The following is a 20406-nucleotide window of genomic DNA, read 5'->3' on the forward strand; positions in this document are numbered from 1 at the left end:
AAACCCCTGCACCAACAGGAAATGCGGACTAAAGCCAATGACGCTGTAACCGTCATGTATAGGCAAGCCGCCATTGAGTACAGGAGATTCAAACGTGAAAGGTTTCAAGGGGTATATCGGTATCGTCGGGTTGGCGCTGCTTTCGGCCAACGCCTGGGCCGATCTGCCTCACAGCTCGATTCTGAGCCGCTATGGCGTCAGTACCGATGAATTGCCAAAGCCGGTCGAAAGCGATGAAGTCAAACCCGTTGAAGAGAAAAGCCGCTTTCATATCCAGCCCGAACAACCGTTCGTGACCGTGCGTATCGGCGAAAACAATGAGCCCGAAATGACCGGCAACCTGAGCATCGACCGCATGGCGCAACAGGAGCGTCAACGTTGCCAGCGCTTGCAGGAAGAAATGGTCCGGCGCGGTGAACGCGCGTTGAACTGCGACGGCACCCTTCCGGGCATGGCATTACCCCGCTGAAGAATGCAAAAAAGGCTGCGCTCCAACAGGATTGCAGCCTTTTTTGATGGGGTAACCGTCAATCTTCCTTGCGCACCGTGGCCACTTCGTCGGACTTCACGCGGATCTTCGCGCCGGAAATGTCCCGAAACTCATAAAAACCATCGTCGGACTTGGTCTTCGGCATGTCCTGGGTCAAATACTGCGTGCCGTTCTGCAACGTCACCACCGTCGGGGTCGAGCAACCGGCCAATGCCAGCAAAGCCACAGCTGCCATCGGCATAGCCATTTTTCTGAAATTCATACCCAGCGTTCCTCATTCAATTCGACCGATGCCGGTCTTCTAACGCGGTTGGTGCCGAATAGCCCGCAAAAGTTCGATGGACTGGCGAAAAAACCCGAATCGCGGATGCCACTGATCCTTTTCCGTTTGCACCCGGCGGGGCGGAACTGGTATCTGTACGCATAACCAGTACTCGTTCGCCATGGCCCCTTATCACCGTGACTTCCAGCCCCCTCGACGATCCGTTCTATTACCTCAACAACTTCCGGCAAGTGCTTGACTGGCTTGAGCTTCGTTATGCCGATGTGATGAGCGAAACGGAACATGCTTTCATCCGCGACTTCAAGGCACTGCCTCGCGGGTCCCAGGGTTTGCTGGTGCGGATGGTGATGCGCAAGGGCGTGCATTTTCGGGCGGGCAAGCTCAGTTATGCGGAAATTGGCGACATCGCGTTGGCCGCGCAGCCGTTGCTCGACCACGGGTGGCTGGACGAGCAGGCGCTACTGTCGATGCCGGAGCTGTTCGATCTGTTGCTGAAGGTCGAAGTCCTGCAAGCGTTCGGCCCGGCGATCGACACGCCCAAGGGCCGCAAAGTCGACTGGCTGCCGGTCCTGCATGAGCAGTTTCCCGAATCACGCCGCTGGCACGACTGGTGCCCGCAAATCGCGGATCGGTTGTTCAGCCTGACGCTGATGGATTTGTGCGACCGGTTTCGCCTGATGTTCTTCGGCAACCTGTATCAGGACTGGTCGGAGTTTGTCCTCGCCGATCTCGGGATCTTCACCTACGAAAAAGTCGAATTCAGCGCCGATTCCCGGGGCCTGCGCAGCCGGGCCGACGTCGATGCCTGCCTGTTCCTGCACGATTGTCAGCAACGTTTCGAAGCGGGCGAGGCGCTTGAGCCGATTGCCGAAGAGCTGAGCGCTTTGCAGTTCGACAACCCGTGGCTGCAACGTCGGCTCGGCAAGTTGCTGTTCCAGATCGGCCAGCACTGCGAACGCATCGGAGAGTTTGCCCTGGCCCTGAGCCTGTATCGCGACTGCGCCTACCCCGGCGCGCGGTTGCGGATGGTTCGGGTGCTGGAGCGCTGTGGCGAATATGCGCTGGCGCTGGAGTTGGGCACGCTGGCCGAACAGGCGCCGGAAAGCGCCGCCGAACAACAGGGCCTGCAACGGGCGCTGCCACGTCTGCGGCGCAAACTCGGCGGGCCGGCGCTCAAACGCGTTGCGCCAAGACCGGTGGAACGGCTGGATCTGCACTTGGAACGGCTCGATCCGTCGCTGTCGGTGGAATATCACGTGCAGGCGCACCTGCATGAAGACGCAGGCCCGGTGCATTACGTGGAAAACAGCCTGATCAATTCACTGTTCGGCCTGTTGTGCTGGCCGGCGATTTTCGCGCCGCTGCCGGGCGCGTTTTTCAATCCGTTCCAGCGTGGGCCGGCAGATTTGCTTCATGAGGATTTCCAGGGGCGTCGGGCAGAACTGTTCGAGGCCTGCCTGGCGGAACTCGACGACGGCCGTTATGCCGACACCATCCGCAGCCGATTTGCCACCAAGTGGGGCATTCAGTCGCCTTTCGTGTTCTGGGGGGCGCTCAATGAAGAACTGCTGGAACAAGCGCTGACCTGCCTGCCGGCCGAACACCTCAAGCACTGGTTTAATCGCCTTTTGCTGGATATCAAGGCCAACCGCGCCGGCATGCCGGACCTGATCCAGTTCTGGCCGCAGCACAAGACCTACCGGATGATCGAGGTCAAAGGCCCCGGTGACCGCCTGCAGGACAACCAGTTGCGTTGGCTGGAGTTCTGCCATACGCATCAGATGCCAGTGGCCGTGTGTTACGTGCAATGGGCGGAGCAGGGCGCTTGAGCTACAGCATTGCGGTGCGGGCGTTGTGCGAGTTCACCGCCAAGTGCGGCGATCTGGACTTGCGCTTCACACCGTCGCCCACCGCGCTGGAAGGTATCGCCGGTCACCGCACCGTCGCCTCGCGGCGCAATGACGCCTATCAGAGCGAAGTCGCGCTGGAAGGTGAATTTTGCACTTTGAAGGTCAAGGGCAGGGCGGACGGCTACGATCCGACGCAGAACTGTCTGGAGGAAGTCAAAACCTACCGTGGCGACCTGAGCAAACAACCGGCCAACCACCGCGCGCTGCACTGGGCGCAGGCGAAGATCTACGGTTGGCTGATGTGTTGCCGGTTGCAGCTGGAGCAGATCAATCTGGCGCTGGTGTACTTCGATATCGTCAGCGAAAAGGAAACCTGTCTGGTCGAAGCCTTCAGCGCCGAAACCTTACGTGGATTCTTCGAACAACAGTGTGGCTTGTTCCTGGCATGGGCCGAACAGGAAATGGCCCACCGTGAGGCCCGCAATCACGCGGCGCAGCAACTGAGCTTTCCCCACGCCGATTTCCGCCCCGGCCAGCGTCATCTCGCCGAATCGGTATTCAAAGCCGTCAGCACCGGCCGCTGCCTGATGGCCCAGGCGCCCACCGGCATCGGCAAGACCCTCGGCACGCTGTTCCCGATGCTCAAGGCGCTGGCGCCGCAGCAACTGGACAAGGTGTATTTCCTCACCGCCAAGACCCCGGGGCGCAAACTCGCGCTGGACGCCGCTCAAGTATTGTTCGATCGCAGCGAAACCTTGCCATTGCGGGTGCTGGAAATGGTCGCCCGAGACAAAGCCTGCGAGCATCCCGACAAGGCCTGTCATGGCGAGTCCTGCCCGTTGGCCCAGGGCTTTTACGACCGACTGCCGGCCGCACGTGAAGCCGCCAGCCGATTACAGTTGATGGATCAGGCAGCGCTCCGCGATGTTGCCGCGCAACACTCGGTGTGCCCGTATTACCTGAGCCAGGAAATGGCGCGCTGGGCCGATGTGGTGGTCGCGGACTATAACTATTACTTCGATTTCAGCGCGCTGCTGTTCGGTCTGGCCCAGCTCAATCAATGGAAGGTCGCGGTGCTGGTGGACGAGGCGCACAACCTGGTCGAGCGCGGGCGGCAGATGTACAGCGCCACCCTCGATCAGGCGATCTTCAATGGCGTACGCAAAACCGCGCCCGAGGCTTTGAAAAAGCCTTTGCAGCGGGTCAACCGTGAATGGAATGCCCTGCACAACGCGCAACTGGCGCCGTATCAGGCTTACGACAAGGCGCCGGAAAAACTGCTGCAAGCGATCATGTCGTGCAGCGCGAGCATCGGCGATTACCTCAACGACCACCCGCAAGGACTCGACAGTGGCTTGCAGAATGTCTACTTCGAAATGCTGCAATTCGGTCGCGTAGCGGAGTTGTTCGATGCGCATTACCTGTTCGACATCAGCAAGCGCGACCTCGACCGCAAACGCCCGTTATCGCAACTGTGCCTGCGCAACGTGGTGCCGGCCGCGCTGCTCGGCCCGCGCCTGAAAGCGGCCCGCAGCAGCGTGCTGTTCTCCGCGACCCTCAGCCCGCGCCACTATTACGCCGACTTGCTCGGCACCCCGGCCGACACGGTGTGGATCGACGTTGAATCGCCGTTCAGCGCCGAACAGCTGCAAGTGCGGATCATCAGCCAGATCTCAACCCGGTTCACCCATCGCCAGGCATCGCTGGAGCCGATTGTCGAACTGATCGCCCGCCAGTTTGGCGAGCGCCCGGGCAACTATCTGGCGTTCTTCAGCAGCTTCGATTACCTGCAACAGGTCGCGCAACTGCTCGCCGAACGGCATCCGCACATCACGCTCTGGCAGCAATCGCGGGGCATGGCCGAAGGGCAGCGGCAGGCGTTTCTCGATCAGTTCACGACGCACAGCCAGGGCATCGGTTTTGCGGTACTCGGCGGCGCGTTCGGCGAAGGTATCGACCTGCCCGGTGCCCGGCTGATCGGTGCCTTCGTCGCCACACTGGGTCTGGCGCAGCTCAACCCGGTCAATGAACAGATGAAACGGCGCATGGCGGCGATCTTCGGTGCCGGTTATGACTACACCTACCTGTTCCCCGGCGTGCAGAAAGTGGTGCAGGCCGCCGGGCGGGTGATCCGCACCCAGCAGGATCGCGGTGTGGTCATGCTGATCGACGACCGTTTCGCCGAGAGCCGGATCAAACAGTTGTTGCCGCGCTGGTGGCAGCTCGACCATGCAGATGCGCCTTTCCAATCCGCCGGTTTGACGCATACTCCTGTTATTGAAAATCTGCTTTGAGCCAAGCCTGATGAGCGAGAACAAGAAGTCCGCTGCGATCGAAGAAATGCGCTTTCGCCTGTTGATCGATGCCGTGGTCGATTACGCGATCTACATGATCGACCCCAGCGGCATCATCACCAGTTGGAACTCCGGGGCCAAACGCTTCAAGGGTTATGAAGAAGCCGAGATTCTCGGCGAGCACTTTTCGCGCTTCTACACCGATGAAGATCGCGCCGTCGGCATGCCGCAGCGCGCACTGGATACGGCGATCCGCGAAGGTCGGTTCGAAGGCGAAGGCTGGCGGGTGCGCAAGGACGGCACGCACTTCTGGTGCCATGTGGTGATCGACCCGATTTTCAGCCCGAGCGGGCAATTGCTCGGGTTTGCCAAGATCACCCGCGACCTTACCGACCGCAAGATGGCCGAGGAAACCCTCAAGCAAAGCGAACAGCAGTTCCGGCTGCTGGTGCAGGGCGTTACCGATTACGCGATCTACATGCTCAGCCCGGAAGGTCGCGTAACCAACTGGAACCCCGGCGCGCAGCGGATCAAGGGTTATGCGCCGGACGAAGTCATCGGCAAGCATTTCTCGATGTTCTACACCCCGGAAGACCGTGAAATAGGGGAGCCGCAACGCGCCCTGGAAACCGCCGTGCGCGTAGGGCGCTTCGAGAACAAGAGCTGGCGCCTGCGCAAGGACGGCACGCGGTTTCTGGCGCATGTGGTGGTCGATGCGATTCGCGGCGAGACCGGCACGCTGCTCGGCTTTGCCAAGATCACCCGGGACGTGACCGAAGCCCACCAGGCGCAACTGGCACTGGAGCAAACCCGCGAGGCGCTGTTCCAGGCGCAGAAGATGCAGGCCATCGGCCAACTCAGCGGCGGTATCGCCCATGACTTCAACAATCTGCTGACGGTGATCCTCGGTAACCTGGAGATCGTGCGCAAACGTGTCGGCGACGATCCGAAGGTCAGTCGTCTGCTGGAAAACGCCACCCAGGGCGCATTGCGTGGCGTGTCACTGACCCAGCGCATGCTGGCCTTCGCCCGGCGCCAGGAACTCAAGACCGAAGCCGTGGACATTCCGAAACTGGTGCAAGGCATCACCGGCCTGTTGCGCAGTTCACTGGGGCCGGGGATTCGCATCGAAACGCAGTTTCCGGAAAATCTCGAAACGGTGCTGGCCGATACCAACCAGCTCGAACTGGCGGTGCTCAACCTGGCCACCAACGCGCGGGATGCGATGCCCGAGGGCGGCACCGTGGTCATCGGCGCGCAGCCGCAAGTGGTTCTGGAGCAGAGCCAGTCGAGCCTGGCAGCGGGGCGTTATGTCTGCCTGAGCGTGACCGACACCGGCGAAGGCATGGACGACGAGACACTGGCCTCGGCGACCGATCCGTTCTTCACCACCAAAGGCCTGGGCAAGGGCACGGGGCTGGGGTTGTCGATGGTGCACGGCTTCATCGAACAGCTGGGCGGGCGTTTCATTCTTAAAAGCGTGAAGGGGCAGGGGACTTGTGCGGAGCTCTGGCTGCCGGTCGCCGTCGACGGGGTGGCGGCCAAACCTCTGAGCCCGAGGCCATCCACGGCGTCAGTGCCGCGACTCAGTGTTCTGGTGGTGGACGATGACAGCCTGGTGCGCACCAGTACCAGCCTGTTGCTGGAGGATCTCGGGCACCGGGTCATCGGCGCAGCATCCGGTGCGCAAGCTCTGGAATTGTTCGACCAAGGGGAAGTCATCGACCTGATGATCACCGACATGGCCATGCCGAAGATGAGCGGTGCGCAACTGGCCCACGCGGTGCGCCTGCTCAAGCCGGACCTGCCGATCATCCTGGCCACCGGTTATGCCGAGCGCCTCGAAGGCTTTGCGGCGGAGTTGCCGCGGCTGTCGAAACCGTTCAATCAGATGAATCTGGTGGAGATCATCGCCCAGTCGATGAAATGACAAAAAGAAGCCCGGCCATGAAGGCCGGGCTTCTTTTTTTGCGTCGGTGTCAGGCCTTGCGTTGGGCCAGACTGCGCGCCATCCGCGCAATGCCTTCTTCCAGCAGCGAACGCGGGCAACCGAAGTTCAGGCGCACGAATTGCTGGCTGTGATCACCGAAATCCAGTCCCGGGCTGAGCCCGACGCGGGCCTGTTCGAGGAAGAATTGCTGCGGATTGTCCAGCCCAAGCGCCGAGCAATCGAGCCACGCCAGATAAGTGCCCTGTGGCACATTGATCGTCACGCCCGGCAGACGGCTGCGAACCGCCTCAACCAGAAAATCACGGTTGGCTTGCAGGTATTGTTTGAGCTCCTTCAGCCACGGGCCGGCCTCGCTGTAGGCCACGCGAGTGGCTTCCATACCCAGCGGATTGACGCTGTCGACCATGCCGCAGCGGGCGTGGTTGACCCGTTCGCGCAGGGCACTGTCCTGAATGATCATGAACGAGGTCTTGAGGCCGGCAATGTTGTAGGCCTTGCTCGCCGACATCAGGGTGATGGTGCGACGGGCGATCTCCGGGCTCAGGGACGCGGTCGGAATGTGCACGCGACCGTCGTAGCACAACTCGGCATGGATCTCGTCAGAGATGATCCAGGCGTCCTGCGCCACGCAGATGTCCGCGACCGCTTGCAGTTCTTCACGGCCAAAGACCTTGCCGATCGGGTTGTGCGGGTTGCTCAGCAACAGGGCACCGCCACCGGTCAGGGATTCACGCAAGGCGTCCAGCGGCGTGGCGTAGGTGCCGTCGGCCTGGGCGGTGAATTTCAGCTCGACCCGGTTCAGGCCCCAATGGCCCGGCGCGTGGCGCAGCGGCGGGTAGTTCGGAGTTTGCACCACGACGTTCTGCTGCGGCTGTACCAACGCTTTGAGCGCCATGTTGAAACCCGACTCGACACCCGGCAGGAACACCAGCTCCTGTGGTTTCACGCGCCAGGCGAATTTGTCCCACAGGTCGGCGACGATGGCTTCGCGCAGGTTGTCCTGGGCCACGCTGTAACCCACCAACGGGTGCAGCAGACGCTGTTGCAGCGCCTCGATGACTACCGGGGGGGCCGCGAAATCCATGTCAGCGACCCACATCGGCAACACGTCGGCCGCATAGCGGCTCCATTTGGTGCTGCCGGTGTTGTGGCGGTCGAATACCTGATCAAAATCGAAAGTCATGCGCGGTCTCTGAAGGCGGAGATGGGTCGTGCCCGGGATGATAAACCTCCATCCCCTGTAGGCGCGAACTTGTGACCGATGAATGGCCGACGGTCGGTTTTCACACTGGGCAAGCGCACGTTGTCTAGAGTGAAAGGATCGGCATTTGTCTGCCGCAACCGTGTTTGTCCAGAAAAACCCGGCTCAAGTACCGGGTTCCACCTGATCAGGAGTGCACGATGGATCTCAGCCGTCGTCAGTTCTTCAAGGTCGCCGGTATCGGCCTTGCAGGCTCTAGCCTGGGCGCGTTGGGCATGGCCCCGACGCTGGCCTTCGCCGAGCAGGTGCGCCACTTCAAGCTTGCCCACACCCATGAAACCCGCAACACCTGCCCGTATTGCTCGGTCGGTTGCGGCTTGATCATGTACAGCCAGGGCGATACGGCGAAGAACGTTGCGCAAAACATCATCCATATCGAGGGCGACGCCGACCACCCGGTCAACCGCGGCACGCTGTGCCCGAAAGGCGCGGGTCTTCTGGACTTCATTCACAGCCCCGGCCGCTTGCAGTACCCGCAGGTGCGCAAGCCCGGCAGCAGCGAATGGACCCGGATCACCTGGGACGAAGCGCTCGACCGCGTCGCCGACCTGATGAAGGCCGACCGCGACGCCAATTTCGTCGAGAAGAACGCCCAGGGGCAAACGGTGAACCGCTGGCTGACCACCGGGTTCCTCGCGGCCTCGGCGGCGTCCAACGAAGCGGGCTACATCACCCACAAGGTGGTTCGCAGTCTCGGCATGCTGGGGTTCGATAACCAGGCGCGTGTCTGACACGGCCCGACGGTGGCAAGTCTTGCCCCGACGTACGGCCGTGGAGCCATGACCAACACCTGGACCGATATCGCCAACGCGAATCTGATCCTGGTGATGGGCGGCAACTCCGCTGAAGCGCATCCGTGCGGCTTCAAATGGGTGACCGAAGCCAAGGCGCACAACGCCGCGCGGCTGATTGTGGTCGACCCCAGGTTTACCCGAACCGCCTCCGTGGCCGATTACTACGCGCCGATTCGCACCGGCAGCGACATCGCGTTCATGGGCGGGCTGATCAATTACCTGCTGACCGAGGACAAAATCCAGCACGAATACGTGCGCAATTACACCGACGTGTCGTTCATCGTCAAAGCCGGGTTCGGTTTCGAGGACGGACTGTTCACCGGTTACGACGCAGCCAAACGCACCTACACCGACAAATCCTCCTGGGGCTACGAACTGGGCGAGGACGGCTTTGCCAAAGTCGACCCGACCCTGCAGGACCCGCGTTGCGTCTATCAGTTGATGAAGCAGCATTACAGCCGCTACAACATCGACCTGGCGAGCCAGATCTGCGGCATGCCGGTCGATGCGATGCAGAAAATCTGGGAGGAAATCGCCACTTGCTCGACGCCGGGCAAGACCATGACCATTCTCTACGCGCTGGGCTGGACCCAGCACTCGATCGGCTCGCAGATCATCCGCAGTGCGGCGATGGTGCAACTGTTGCTGGGCAACGTCGGCATGCCGGGTGGCGGGGTCAACGCCTTGCGCGGGCACTCGAACATTCAGGGTCTGACGGACCTCGGGTTGCTTTCCAACTCGTTGCCGGGTTACCTGACGCTGCCGACCGACGCCGAACAGGACTACACCGCCTACATCAAAAAACGCACGCAATTGCCGTTGCGGCCGGGGCAGTTGTCCTACTGGCAGAACTACAGCAAGTTCCACGTCAGCCTGATGAAAGCCTGGTACGGCGCCAATGCCACGGCCGAAAACCAGTGGGCCTACGACTACCTGCCGAAACTCGACATTCCCAACTACGACATCCTCAAGGTGTTCGACCTGATGGGGCAGGGCAAGGTCAACGGCTACATGTGCCAGGGCTTCAACCCGATTGCCGCACTGCCGGACAAGAACCGGGTGATGGCGGCGCTGGCCAAACTGAAATGGTTGGTGGTGATGGATCCGCTGGCCACCGAAACCTCGCAATTCTGGGAAAACGTCGGGCCGTACAACGATGTGAAGAGCGCCGATATCCAGACCGAAGTCATTCGCCTGCCGACCACCTGCTTTGCCGAAGAGGACGGCTCGCTGGTCAACAGCAGCCGCTGGTTGCAATGGCACTGGAAAGGCGCCGACGGCCCGGGCGAGGCGCGTACCGACGTGCGGATCATGACAGAGCTGTTCATGCGCCTGCGTCAGCGTTATCAGACCGAGGGCGGGGCCTATCCCGATCCGATCCTCAAACTGTCCTGGCCGTACAAGATTCCGGAAGAACCGTCGCCGGAAGAAATCGCCAAGGAGGTCAACGGCTACGCCACCACCGATTTCACCGACGCCACGGGCGCGGTGATCAAGGGCAACTCGCAACTGGCGGCGTTCGCCCAGCTCAAGGATGACGGCAGCACGGCGTCCGGTTGCTGGATCTTCTGCGGCAGCTGGACCGAGGCCGGTAACCAGATGGCCCGGCGCGACAATTCCGACCCTTACGGCATGCATCAGCACCAGGGCTGGGCGTGGGCCTGGCCGGCGAACCGGCGGATTCTCTACAACCGCGCCTCGGCGGATGTCTCGGGCAAACCGTGGGATCCGAAAAAACGTCTCGTGTGGTGGAACGGCAAGGCCTGGGGCGGCACCGACGTGCCGGACTACAAGGCCGACGTGCCGCCGGAAGCCGGGATGAACCCGTTCATCATGAACCCCGAAGGCGTGGCGCGGTTCTTCGCCGTCGACAAGATGAACGAAGGGCCATTCCCCGAGCACTACGAGCCGTTCGAAACGCCGATCGGCATCAACCCGCTGCACCCCGAAAACAAGAAAGCCACCAGCAACCCGGCGGCGCGGATCTTCGATTCGGTGTGGGACAGCCTCGGCGTGGCCAAGGATTACCCGTACGCCGCCACCAGTTATCGACTGACCGAGCATTTCCACTTCTGGAGCAAACACTGTCGGCTCAATGCGATCGCCCAACCGGAGCAGTTCGTGGAAATCGGCGAAGTGCTGGCGAAAGAGAAGGGCATCGCTGCCGGTGATCGGGTGCGGGTCAGCTGCAAGCGCGGGTTCATCGAAGCGGTGGCAGTGGTGACCAAAAGGATTCGGCCGTTGCAGGTCAACGGCCAGGTCGTGCATCAGATCGGCATTCCGCTGCACTGGGGTTTCACCGGCCTGACGCGTCACGGTTACCTGACCAACACCCTGGTGCCGTTCCTCGGCGATGGCAATACCCAGACCCCGGAATCCAAGTCATTCCTGGTCAACGTGGAGAAACTATAAATGGCCAGCCAAGACATCATTGCCCGCTCGGCCACCACGACCCCGGCACCCTCGGTGCGCAATCAGGAGGAAGTCGCCAAGCTGATCGACACCACCAAATGCATCGGCTGCAAGGCCTGTCAGGTCGCGTGCTCGGAATGGAACGAGCTGCGCGACGAGGTCGGCCACAACCACGGCACCTACGACAACCCGCAGGATCTGAGCGCCGAATCGTGGACGCTGATGCGTTTTACCGAGCACGAAACCGACGCTGGCAACCTCGAATGGCTGATCCGCAAGGACGGCTGCATGCACTGCGCCGAGCCTGGTTGTCTGGCGGCATGCCCGAGCCCGGGGGCGATCATCAAGCACGCCAACGGCATCGTCGACTTCGATCAGGATCACTGCATCGGTTGCGGTTATTGCATCACCGGTTGCCCGTTCAACATTCCGCGTATTTCTCAGAAAGATCACAAGGCCTACAAATGCACGCTGTGTTCGGACCGCGTGGCCGTTGGGCTGGAGCCGGCCTGCGTGAAAACCTGCCCGACCGGGGCGATTGTCTTCGGCTCCAAAGAGGACATGAAGACCCACGCCGCCGAACGCATCGTCGACCTCAAGAGCCGTGGTTTCGACAATGCGGGCCTGTATGACCCGGCAGGCGTCGGCGGCACGCATGTCATGTACGTGCTTCATCATGCCGACACGCCGAAGATCTACGCCGGGCTGCCGGAGAATCCGGCGATCAGTCCTTTGGTAGGGTTGTGGAAAGGCATCAGCAAACCCCTGGGCCTGCTGGCCATGGGTGCGGCGGTGCTGGCCGGGTTCTTCCATTACGTGCGGATCGGCCCGAACCGCACCGAAGAGGATGATCACCCGGAACCGCCCGACACCTCGGTACACGTGGTCGACCCGGCGGTGCACACCTTCGATCCACGCGGGGAGGACCGGCCATGAGCAACAAGACGATCCTGCGCTACACCGCCAACCAGCGCACCAACCACTGGCTGGTGGCGATTCTGTTCTTCATGGCCGGGCTTTCGGGGCTGGCGCTGTTTCATCCGTCGATGTTCTGGTTGACCAACCTGTTCGGCGGCGGGCCGTGGACGCGGGTTCTGCACCCGTTCATGGGTGTGCTGATGTTCGTGCTGTTCCTTGGCCTGGTGTTTCGCTTCTGGCGTTCGAACTTCTTCATCGACAACGACTGGAAGTGGCTGCGGCGCATCGACCGGGTGCTGATCAATGACGAAGAGACTGTGCCGCCGGTGGGCAAATACAACGCCGGGCAGAAGATGCTGTTCTGGACTTTACTGCTGTGCATGCTCGGGCTGTTGTTCACGGGGCTGGTGATCTGGCGCGCGTACTTCAGTCATTACTTCGGCATCACCACGATTCGCTGGGCGATGTTGCTGCATGCACTGGCGGGGTTTGTGCTGATCCTGAGCATCATCGTGCACATCTATGCCGGCATCTGGATCAAAGGCTCGGTGGACGCGATGCTGCATGGTTGGGTCAGTCGCGCCTGGGCCAAGAAACATCACGCACTCTGGTATCGCGACGTGGTTTCCAAGGAAACACCGGAGCGACCGGTCACCAAAAAGGGCTGACATTTGCCAACCATTCTTGAACCCGGGGAAATCGAAGCGGCGGCCAGTGCGCCGCCGTTTCTGTATTTGCCGCCGCACAATCTTTTCCTGCTGCGCGCCGAACGTCTGGAACGCTTGGCGGACGGCCATCCGCTGGCCGACTACCTGCGCCTGATCGCCGGATTGTGTCGCGTGCAGCAGCAGATCCTCGACGATCCGCCCTCGACCGGGCCGATCGATGAGCAACGGATCGAAGTCTGCCGGCAACACGGCATGCCGCCGTTCGCCGCCGACACCTTGATCCGCGAGGACGCGTGGCAGGCGTACCTCGACGCCTTGCTGCAACGCTACAACGCGCCGGAGCAAACCGCCGTGACCGAAGCGCTGACGACACTGCGGGTTGCCAGCGCCGGTCAGTTGCGGGCCTGGGCCGTGGCGCTGGTCAGCGGTCAGTATTCGCTGGTGCCGGCGGCGCTGGTGCCATTTCTCGGCGCGGCGTTGCAAACGGCCTGGAGCCATTGGCTGCTGAGTGCGCCGAATCTGCAACTGGCGCCTGGCAACAGCCTCAGCCAATGCCCGGCCTGTGGTTCGCCGGCCATGGCCGGGGTGATCCGCCATCGCGGCAAACACAATGGCTTGCGCTATCTGGTGTGTTCGCTGTGCGCCTGTGAATGGCATGTAGTGCGGGTCAAATGCGTGTATTGCGAACAGAGCAAAGGGCTTGAGTACCTGAGCCTTGAGGATGATCGTCACGCTGCCAATCAGGCGCCGTTGCGGGCGGAGGTCTGCCCGAGTTGCAACAGCTACCTGAAATTGCTGTACCTGGAAAACGATGCGGACGCTGAAGCGCTGTCGGCGGATTTGAGCAGTCTGTTGCTGGACATGCGTCTGGCCCAGGACGGTTATCAGCGATTGGCGCCGAATCTGTTGCTGGCGCCCGGAGACGAATGAACCGAGCGTCTACACTCTGGCGCAACGGCTTTTTATCCGGAGCGCCTGATGCCTGCCAGTGTTGCCCAGCGTTTGCCATCCATCGACAGTCTGTTGCGTCATATCGCCTTGCAGCCATTGGCCGAACGCCACGGGCGTGAGGCGCTGCTGGCGGCTTTACGCCGGTTGCTGGACGATTTGCGCGAAACGGTGGTGGCGGGGCAGTTGTCCGCCGTTGAAATCAGCCCCGAAGCGCTGGCCGGCAGGGTCGCTGAACGCCTGTCGATACAGCAGCGCAGTCAGGTGCGGCGGGTGTTCAACCTGACCGGTACGGTTTTGCACACCAACCTTGGCCGCGCGCTGCTGCCGGAAGAAGCCATCGAAGCCGTGCAACTGGCGGCGCGTTATCCGTTGAACCTGGAGTTCGACCTGACCAGCGGCAAGCGTGGCGACCGCGACGATCTGATCGAAGGCCTGATCCGCGAATTGACCGGCGCTGAAGCCGTCACCGTGGTCAACAACAATGCTGCGGCGGTGCTGCTGACGCTCAATAGCCTCGGCGCACGCAAGGAAGGCATCATCTCTCGCGGTGAGCTGATCGAAATCGGCGGCGCCTTTCGTATCCCCGACATCATGGCCCGCGCCGGTGTGCGCCTGCATGAGGTCGGCACCACCAATCGCACCCACGCCCGGGATTACGAAGCGGCGATCAGCCCGCGCAGCGGCTTGATCATGCGCGTGCATGCGAGCAACTACAGCATCGAGGGTTTTACCGCCCGCGTCCCCACATCCGAACTGGCCGAACTGGCCCATCGTCATGGCTTGCCACTGCTTGAAGACCTCGGCAGCGGTAGTCTGCTGGACTTGACCCGCTGGGGGTTGCCGGCGGAACCGACGGTGCGTCAGGCGCTGCTCGATGGCGCGGATATCGTCACCTTCAGTGGCGACAAACTGCTCGGCGGGCCGCAGGCGGGCGTGATTGTCGGGCGCAAGGAACTGATCGCGAAAATCAAGAAGAACCCGCTGAAACGCGCCTTGCGGGTCGACAAGATGACACTGGCGGCGCTGGAAGCGGTGCTCGGGCTCTATCGTGATCCGGATCGCCTGGCTGAGCGTTTGCCGACCTTGCGCCTGCTGACCCGCCCGCAAGATGAAATCCTGGCTCAGGCCGAACGCCTGCAACCGGTATTGACCGGCATTCTCGGTGAAGGCTGGACCGTCACTGCCGTGGCGGCGCTGGGCATGATCGGCAGCGGCAGCCAACCGGTGGCGCGTTTGCCGAGTGCCGCGTTGTGTGTGCGGCCGCAGGTTTCGAAACGCCTGCGTGGGCGCTCTCTGTTGAATCTGCAGACCGCGTTGCGCGAGTTGCCGATACCGGTGCTGGGTCGGATCGACGATGACGCGCTGTGGCTGGATCTGCGGCAACTCGACGACGAGCCGGCGTGGCTGGCGCAGCTCGGGCCGTTGCAGACATGATCGTCGGCACCGCCGGGCACATCGACCACGGCAAGACCTCGCTGCTTCAGGCGCTGACCGGTCAATCCGGCGACCGCCGCCCGCAGGAGCGCGAGCGGGGCATGACCATCGACCTGGGTTATCTCTACGCCGAGCTGGCGCCCGGAGCGGGGCTGACCGGGTTCATCGATGTGCCGGGGCACGAGAAATTCACTCACAACATGCTCGCCGGCGCCCAAGGCATTGATCTGGTGTTGCTGGTGGTGGCGGCGGATGACGGCGTGATGCCGCAGACCCGCGAGCATCTGGCGATTGTCGAGTTGCTGGGGATTCCCCGGGCGCTGGTGGCGATCACCAAGGTTGATCGGGTCGAGGCGGGCAGGGTGGTGGAGGTTCGCCAACAAATCGAAGCCCTGTTGGCGCCCGGTCCGTTTGCCGGGGCGCCGATGCTGGCGGTTTCAAGTGTGACGGAAGAGGGTGTCGATGCCCTGCGGCAGGCTTTGTTGCAGGTGCAAAGTGAAGTGTTGAAACGTAGTCGCGAGGGTGGATTTCGTCTGGCCATCGACCGGGCATTCAGCGTGGCCGGTGCCGGGATTGTCGTGACGGGCACGGCGCTGTCGGGAATGGTTGCCGTGGGCGACAAACTGATCCTCGGGCCGCAGGGCAAAACGGTACGGGTGAGGGGGCTGCATGCCCAGAATCAACCCGCAGAACTGGCGTTTGCCGGCCAACGTGTGGCCCTGAACATCAGCGGTGATCGCCTGGAGCTCGGGCACATCCATCGCGGGCAATGGCTGCTCGCCGAAGCACTGTTCGCACCGACTCAACGCCTGGATATCGACTTCCAGTTGCTGCCCGATGAGACGCGCACCTTCGAACACTTCCAGCCCGTGCACCTGCACCTCGGCACGCAAGACGTGATTGCCCGTGTGGCGCTCTTGGAAGGCCCACGACTGCTTCCGGGCGAGCGCATGTTTGCGCAATTGCTGACCAATACCCCGGTGCATGGCGTGAAAGGCGATCGACTGATCCTGCGCGACCCGAGTGCCCAGCGCACGCTTGGCGGCGGTCAGTTGCTCGACCCGTTCGCCCCGGCCCGGCAACGGCGCAGCCCCGGGCGTCTGGCGCAATTGCGGGCGCTGGCGATCAGCAGTGATCTTGAACAAGCGTTGCCGACGTTGCTGGAATACAGCGAAAGCGGCATTGATCCGCAGCGTCTGGAGCGTCAGTTCAACCGTCCGCGTGAAGGCTGGGCGCTGCCGGACAACGTCCGCCTGATCGAAACCCGTCAGGGGCAGAGGCTGTTCAATGCCCAGCGCTGGGGCATTCTGAAGTTCACGCTACTGGAGCAACTGGCGCGTTTCCATGAACTGGAACCCGACCAGATGGGCCCCGACCGTGATCGTTTGCGGCGCTTCAGCGGACTGAACATCGAACATTCGACCTTCATCAGCCTGCTGGAGGAACTGCGCAGCGCCGGCTCGCTTACCGCCAGCGGCCCGTGGTTGCACTTGCCGGATCATCAGGTGCGCCTGAATGCCGACGACGAAACCCTGTGGCAGGCCTTGCAGCCGTTGTTCGAACAGGCCGGCTTCGACCCGCCATGGATACGCGACGTGGCCAAAGCCGTGGGCCAGGACGACGCCACCGTCCGGCTGTTGCTGCGCAAACTGGCGCGGCTGGGCGTGATGCATCAGGTGGTGCGGGACCTGTTCTTCACCGACATCACCCTGCGGCAAATGGCGGCCGTGCTGTTGCGCCTGGGCGAAGAAAATCCGCCGATTCAAGTCACGGCGTTCCGCGATGCGCTAGGCTTGGGACGCAAACGCAGTATCCAGATCCTCGAATACTTCGACCGCCTCGGCCTGACCCGGCGTCTCGGCGAGGGCCGGCAGATCCGCTTCGACAATGCGCTGGCCAACCCCGGCGCCGACTGAGTTCAAGGAAGGCAATCGCGCCCGGTGGCGCGGCCGGGCTTCAAACCCGGTTGGGGACGGCATCCGTTCCCGGGCAGGTTCGACTCCGGCTGCCTTCCGCCACTTTTCTGTCTTCAGAACCCCAACGGGTACTGAATCACCACGTAGATCCGGTCAATATCATCCCCCGCCTGAGCGCTGTTGGCCCGGTGCGAGACGTGGGACAGCTGCACGGAAAGATCCTTGGCAGCGCCGGACTGGACGATGTAGCGCAGGTCGATGTCACGCTCCCAGTGCTTGCCGCCGTCGCCTTGTTGCGGCTGGAACTGTCCGCTGTCTGCGTCGAACGGGTTGTAGGCGCCGCCCTTGGGCGCGTGAGTGCCGTCGATGTGGCTGCCGGAGACGTAGCGGGTCATGAAGTTCAGGCCGGGAATGCCGAATGCACCGAGATCGAGGTCGTAGCGGGCTTGCCATGAGCGCTCGTGGGCGCCGTTGAAGTCGGCGTATTTGATCGAGTTGGCCAGGTAGATCGAGTCCCCACCGACGAAATCGAATGGTGTGTCACCGTTGATGCGTTGCCAGCCGAGCATCACCGCGTGGGCGCCAAAGGTGTATTTGCCCGAGAGGCTGAACGCGGTGTTGTCGATTTCGCCGGCCAGGGCCTGCCCGGTATCGCGGGTGTGGTAGACGTTGGCGTCGATCAATACGCCGGACTGTTTGAAATGCAGGTTGGCGTAGTACTGGTGCCAGGTTTCGCTGAGGTCAGACGCGTACAGAGCGCCGCCTACCGGGCTTTCACTGAACAGGTCTGCGCCGATGAAGCTGATCCCGCCGGCCTTCGTATTGGCGCCATAACCCTGGAAATCGCCTTGGCCCGATGAACTGTCCTGATTCTTGAACGCCGTGAAATGCCCGGCCACCAGATTCACATTGTCGATTTCGCGGCTGTTGAGTAGAAAACCGGTGGCGTATTCCGGTTGCAGACGTTTGTCCGAGGTGTCGAACACGGGCGTCTCTACCGTCATTTCGCCGAAGGCGAGGGTGGTTTTCGAGGCTTTCAACTTGAGGGCGCCGCCAGCGCTGGAGTAGTCGCTCTCGCTACGACCGTCGCTGTCCACGGGTAACAGCCCGGTGCCGGAATGTCCTCGGCCGCCATCCAGTTTCAGCCCATAAAAGGCATGGGCATCGAGACCGAACCCGATCGTTCCGTCGGTGAAACCGGATGCGAAAGTGCCGATAAACCCCTGAGCCCATTCCTGTTTGTAGTTCTTCCCGGTGGGAGAGGGCGAACGGTAGTCGTTGCTCAGGAAGAAGTTGCGGCTGAGCACTTCACCTTTGGCGTCATCCAGAAAACCACTGGCGCAGGCTGAGTTGGCCAGACCGCCAAACAGCAGGGCCAGCGTGATACGCGATGGCGGAAAACCTTTCATGTGTCAGTGACCGGCGTTGATGAAATGTCGCCGGATAATCGTGCGGTCTGCTTCCGGAAGATTGAGCGGGTGTGCTGAGTTGCCTATCTGACAACCCTTGATCGCTGAACTACGCTGCGTTCTGTATTCCCGCACTCATAACTGTGGCGTAAGGAACTGACACATGCGGAGCCGGTTGCCTGCGTTGTTGATGGTTGTTTTCAGCGTGTTCTGCTCGACACTTCTGTGGGCTGAAGACAGCGCAAAACCTGCCGACGAGCCCGTCGAGTTGAAGGTAGCCAACCGCAGCATCATGGTGTTTCGCGCCACGCTGCTCGGGGAGGCGCCGGCATCTCGGGTCAAACGGGCCAAAGCGGTCATCGCCGAAGCCCTGGATGAGTCGGATGACCGTACCGTCACTGTTGACCCGATGCAGGACAACTACCTGGTGCTGCTGGGCAACAAACGGGCCTTTATCGTCTCGCCCAAGGATGTCGACAGCCTCGACTATCCCTCCGTGCAGATGGCGGCGCAGGGTGCGGCGGAAAAGTTGCGTCAGGTCGTAGCGGAAACGCAGGAAGCCAGGAGCCTGCATCGGATGCTACGTGCGCTCGGCGCTGCGGCGCTCGCCACCGGCATTTATTTCGTGCTGCTGTGGGGCATTGCCTGGTTGCAGCGTCGATGGCTGAAGAGATTGCCCGAGCTGATGCGTCGGCATACCCAGGCGCTGAAGGTCGGACGAATTCCGGTAGTGGATGCCAATTACCTGTATCCACTGGTCATTCGCGTGTTCTGGCTGCTGCGCTGGTTCGTCATTCTGCTGTTGACGTATGAATGGCTGGGTTTTGTCCTGTCGCGGTTTCCGTACACCCGCCCTTGGGGTGAGAGCCTCAACAACTACCTGATCGAGGTTGCCAGCTATCTCTTGCAGGCCATCGTGGGCGCCATCCCCGGGCTGGGCGTGGCGCTGGCGATTTTCTTCATTGCCCGAGGCGCCACGGCGTTCAGCCGTCGGGTGCTGCGGCGCATGGCAACCCCGGGAACGTTCAACTGGCTGAACGAGGAAACCCTGCAACCCACCCAGCGCCTGACGTCTCTGGCGATCTGGCTGTTTGCGCTGGCGATGGCCTATCCGTATTTGCCCGGTGCCGGCACTGACGCCTTCAAGGGGTTGTCGGTGCTGATCGGCCTGATGATTTCGCTGGGTGCCACCAGTGTGGTCGGGCAGGCGGCGGCCGGGCTGATCCTGACGTACACCCGAACCTTGCGCCCAGGTGAATTCGTGAAAATCGGTGAACATGAAGGCACGGTGACGGAGCTCGGCATGTTCACCACCAGCATCCGCACCGGGTTGGGAGAGGTGCTGACGCTGCCCAATTCGATGATCACCGGCACGGTCACCAAGAACTACTCACGCACGGTGCAAGGCCCCGGCTATGTGGTCGACACGGTGGTGACCATCGGCTACGACACACCGTGGCGCCAGGTGGAAGCGATGTTGCTGGAGGCGGCCCGACGAACGCCCGGCGTGCTGGAGATTCCGCCAGCGCAAGTGTTCCAGACTGCGTTGTCCGATTTCTATCCCGAGTACCGTCTGGTGGCGCAGGCCATTCCCAGTCAGCCTCGGCCCCGTGCCGTGTTGCTGAGCATGCTGCACGCCAATATTCAGGATGTGTTCAACGAATACGGCGTGCAGATCATGTCTCCGCACTATCTGGGTGACCCCGAAGAAGAAAAACGCGTGCCGAAGGAAAAATGGTTTCCGGCCCCGGCACAAGCGCCAACGGATACGTGAC

14 protein-coding genes and 1 tRNA gene are annotated in these 20406 nt (G+C 61.8%); 12 read left to right on the forward strand and 3 right to left on the reverse strand.

Annotation, left to right across the window (positions count from 1 at the left end; translation table 11 throughout):
* The first annotated feature begins 94 nt into the window (after positions 1–94).
* Positions 95–469, forward strand: coding sequence for a hypothetical protein (locus tag IF199_RS14780; protein WP_096820405.1), 375 nt, complete (start codon positions 95–97; stop codon positions 467–469).
* 58 nt (positions 470–527) lie between these two features.
* Here IF199_RS14780 and IF199_RS14785 read toward each other — a convergent pair whose 3' ends face one another.
* The gene (locus IF199_RS14785) at positions 528–752 is read right to left on the reverse strand and encodes a YgdI/YgdR family lipoprotein (protein WP_096820406.1); all 225 of its coding nucleotides are present in this window, start codon (positions 750–752) and stop codon (positions 528–530) included.
* A 197-nt stretch (positions 753–949) separates the two neighbouring features.
* On the opposite strand from IF199_RS14785, the gene IF199_RS14790 reads away from it, so the two are divergent.
* The 3 genes from IF199_RS14790 to IF199_RS14800 are packed head-to-tail and all read left to right on the forward strand — an operon-like array spanning position 950 to position 6847.
* Positions 950–2602, forward strand: a complete 1653-nt coding sequence (locus IF199_RS14790; protein WP_192560880.1) for a VRR-NUC domain-containing protein — start codon at positions 950–952, stop codon at positions 2600–2602.
* Entirely contained in the window at positions 2599–4917 is a 2319-nt protein-coding gene (locus IF199_RS14795; RefSeq protein ID WP_192560881.1) for an ATP-dependent DNA helicase, read from the forward strand. Before IF199_RS14790 ends, IF199_RS14795 begins: the two co-directional genes overlap by 4 nt.
* Positions 4918–4927: 10 nt before the next feature.
* Positions 4928–6847 carry a hybrid sensor histidine kinase/response regulator gene (locus IF199_RS14800; protein WP_192560882.1) on the forward strand — a complete coding sequence of 640 codons (1920 nt, stop codon included), beginning with the start codon at positions 4928–4930 and terminating at the stop codon, positions 6845–6847.
* Between the two features lie 49 nt (positions 6848–6896).
* Here IF199_RS14800 and IF199_RS14805 read toward each other — a convergent pair whose 3' ends face one another.
* Complete coding sequence (locus IF199_RS14805) at positions 6897–8051, reverse strand: MalY/PatB family protein (protein ID WP_192560883.1); 1155 nt, start codon at positions 8049–8051, stop codon at positions 6897–6899.
* 218 nt (positions 8052–8269) lie between these two features.
* On the opposite strand from IF199_RS14805, the gene fdnG reads away from it, so the two are divergent.
* The 7 genes from fdnG (at position 8270) to IF199_RS14840 (ending at position 17324) form a co-directional block, all read left to right on the forward strand.
* Positions 8270–11335, forward strand: a complete 3066-nt coding sequence (gene fdnG / locus IF199_RS14810; RefSeq protein ID WP_192560884.1) for a formate dehydrogenase-N subunit alpha — start codon at positions 8270–8272, stop codon at positions 11333–11335.
* Positions 11336–12271, forward strand: a complete 936-nt coding sequence (gene fdxH / locus IF199_RS14815) for a formate dehydrogenase subunit beta (RefSeq protein WP_096820413.1) — start codon at positions 11336–11338, stop codon at positions 12269–12271.
* On the forward strand, positions 12268–12921 hold the full coding sequence (locus IF199_RS14820; RefSeq protein WP_192560885.1) for a formate dehydrogenase subunit gamma: 654 nt from the start codon (positions 12268–12270) through the stop codon (positions 12919–12921). The genes fdxH and IF199_RS14820 overlap by 4 nt, the downstream gene beginning before the upstream one ends.
* A 3-nt stretch (positions 12922–12924) precedes the next feature.
* Positions 12925–13851 (forward strand): formate dehydrogenase accessory protein FdhE, encoded by a 927-nt coding sequence (gene fdhE, locus IF199_RS14825; RefSeq protein WP_192560886.1) that lies wholly within the window; start codon positions 12925–12927, stop codon positions 13849–13851.
* 48 nt (positions 13852–13899) lie between these two features.
* Positions 13900–15306: an L-seryl-tRNA(Sec) selenium transferase gene (gene selA / locus IF199_RS14830; RefSeq protein WP_192560887.1), complete on the forward strand. Its 1407-nt coding sequence runs from the start codon at positions 13900–13902 to the stop codon at positions 15304–15306.
* A complete protein-coding gene (selB, locus tag IF199_RS14835; protein ID WP_192560953.1) occupies positions 15303–17222 on the forward strand; it encodes a selenocysteine-specific translation elongation factor in 1920 nt (639 codons plus the stop codon). Before selA ends, selB begins: the two co-directional genes overlap by 4 nt.
* 6 nt (positions 17223–17228) lie before the next feature.
* Positions 17229–17324: transfer RNA gene (locus IF199_RS14840), tRNA-Sec, on the forward strand.
* 11 nt (positions 17325–17335) lie between these two features.
* Here IF199_RS14840 and IF199_RS14845 read toward each other — a convergent pair.
* Positions 17336–18631 (reverse strand): OprD family porin, encoded by a 1296-nt coding sequence (locus IF199_RS14845; protein ID WP_192560888.1) that lies wholly within the window; start codon positions 18629–18631, stop codon positions 17336–17338.
* A gap of 163 nt (positions 18632–18794) precedes the next feature.
* Between IF199_RS14845 and IF199_RS14850 the strand changes: the two genes are divergently transcribed.
* A complete protein-coding gene (locus IF199_RS14850; protein ID WP_102619863.1) occupies positions 18795–20405 on the forward strand; it encodes a mechanosensitive ion channel family protein in 1611 nt (536 codons plus the stop codon).
* The last annotated feature ends 1 nt before the right edge of the window (position 20406 follow it).

The organism is Pseudomonas allokribbensis (assembly GCF_014863605.1).
In the GTDB taxonomy this organism is placed as follows: Bacteria; Pseudomonadota; Gammaproteobacteria; order Pseudomonadales; family Pseudomonadaceae; genus Aquipseudomonas; species Aquipseudomonas allokribbensis.

Excerpts from the sequence above, each read along its gene's own strand:
- fdxH (WP_096820413.1), top strand. The coding sequence starts at position 11,336 with ATGGCCAGCCAAGACATCATTGCCCGCTCGGCCACCACGACCCCGGCA.
- IF199_RS14785 (WP_096820406.1), bottom strand. The coding sequence starts at position 752 with ATGAATTTCAGAAAAATGGCTATGCCGATGGCAGCTGTGGCTTTGCTG.
- IF199_RS14845 (WP_192560888.1), bottom strand. The coding sequence starts at position 18,631 with ATGAAAGGTTTTCCGCCATCGCGTATCACGCTGGCCCTGCTGTTTGGC.
- IF199_RS14850 (WP_102619863.1), top strand. The coding sequence starts at position 18,795 with ATGCGGAGCCGGTTGCCTGCGTTGTTGATGGTTGTTTTCAGCGTGTTC.
- IF199_RS14805 (WP_192560883.1), bottom strand. The coding sequence starts at position 8,051 with ATGACTTTCGATTTTGATCAGGTATTCGACCGCCACAACACCGGCAGC.
- selA (WP_192560887.1), top strand. The coding sequence starts at position 13,900 with ATGCCTGCCAGTGTTGCCCAGCGTTTGCCATCCATCGACAGTCTGTTG.
- IF199_RS14820 (WP_192560885.1), top strand. The coding sequence starts at position 12,268 with ATGAGCAACAAGACGATCCTGCGCTACACCGCCAACCAGCGCACCAAC.
- IF199_RS14800 (WP_192560882.1), top strand. The coding sequence starts at position 4,928 with ATGAGCGAGAACAAGAAGTCCGCTGCGATCGAAGAAATGCGCTTTCGC.
- selB (WP_192560953.1), top strand. The coding sequence starts at position 15,303 with ATGATCGTCGGCACCGCCGGGCACATCGACCACGGCAAGACCTCGCTG.